Source organism: Chlorobium sp. (assembly GCF_036528655.1).
Lineage (GTDB): Bacteria > Bacteroidota > Chlorobiia > Chlorobiales > Chlorobiaceae > Chlorobium.
In genome coordinates this window covers 1-1,112 of record NZ_JAIGND010000047.1, presented here as the reverse complement: position 1 = coordinate 1,112, position 1,112 = coordinate 1, and the positions used below count along the sequence as shown (strand labels likewise).

The window sequence follows — 1,112 nt, the reverse complement described above, 5'->3', positions numbered from 1 at the left end:
CTTCGCCTGACGAATGGAATCCTGCTCGGCCATAAGACGCAAAGCTTCACGCATAACCTCACTTGCAGATGTATAGAGCCCGGACTTGACTTTGTCCCGCACCATTTTTTCAAGCGACGGTGTCAGAATAATATTCATTGCCATGGTTTATGCGAAAATATACTTTACATAACTACTATTATGCAACGTTTTTCAAGACACAGAATAAGTGCATGAAATCGGTGCTTCTGCCGCTCCAGACGTGTGCGATAGCGAATTCCGAAAGTGTTCATCACGGAGAGCATGATGTTTCTTCGCCAGTAAATGTCAGGCTTTCCTTCACGAACTCGATGCGCACTCCCCTTTTCGTGAGGTTCTGCACCAGCTGACGCAGGTCGTCCAGATTGCGTGCCAGGCGCTCGATACTGTGCACCACAACGGTATCCCCTTCCCGCAAGAATGACAGCATTGCATCGAGCTCCGGACGCCTGATGTCTTTTCCCGAAGCCTTGAATGTGACCACCTTGCTTACCGTAACATACTCTTGTCGTCCGGCAATCCTGTCCAGTCCGAACGGCGACCCCTGATAACGCAATGCGAAACCGGATCATGAAACACCACCTTCTGCACCAGCGCCATCACCACCGGCAGATCGCTGTTCGTGTAGCGTGCCAGGAGGAACGCCTCCAGCAGCGCATACAAGCGGCTCCGGCTGATACTCATGAAAAAGCCGCTAATATCGAGCTTCAGCACGAAGACCGGCTGGGCATGGTTCTGTGAACAGCTCCGGATGAACCGTTCCAGCTGCCGGATGCCCAGCAGCATTCCCTTGCCAGTCCGGCACGAATAGCTGTCATAAATGAAGGCTCGTTCAAAAAGAGGATTGAGCTTTGCGTACAGCAGGTGGTGAACAATACGGTCGCGGAAAGGACTGGCAAAGATCTCCCGCTTCACCGGACGATCGACGATGAACGCTGCCACCCTGCCCGGCATCCATTCGCCGCTGTTATTAATCCGGCAAATATAGCTCTCAATTTATTATATTGAGAGCATGGAAAAAATAGACGTTAGAAAAGTATCGGACCGTGAGCGTGAATTATTGCGCAAACAGGTCATAAGCCTTCGAACGAAAG

The 1,112-nt window shown here is 51.1% G+C and carries 2 protein-coding genes and 1 pseudogene; all 3 read right to left on the bottom strand.

The window, feature by feature from the left end:
- The coding region (locus K4305_RS12120) for a type II toxin-antitoxin system ParD family antitoxin (protein ID WP_442880487.1) at positions 1 to 144 on the bottom strand (144 nt) is incomplete at its 3' end.
- A 142-nt stretch (positions 145 to 286) separates the two neighbouring features.
- Positions 287 to 547, bottom strand: a pseudogene (locus K4305_RS12115) (recombinase family protein); the annotation flags it as partial.
- Positions 508 to 972, bottom strand: a complete 465-nt coding sequence (locus tag K4305_RS12110) for a hypothetical protein (RefSeq protein WP_331562742.1) — start codon at positions 970 to 972, stop codon at positions 508 to 510. The gene K4305_RS12110 and the pseudogene K4305_RS12115, both read right to left, overlap by 40 nt.
- Between the last annotated feature and the right edge of the window lie 140 nt (positions 973 to 1,112).

Bases quoted from the DNA above. Each gene is read 5' to 3' on its own strand.
- K4305_RS12110 (WP_331562742.1), bottom strand. From the start codon at position 972: ATGCCGGGCAGGGTGGCAGCGTTCATCGTCGATCGTCCGGTGAAGCGG.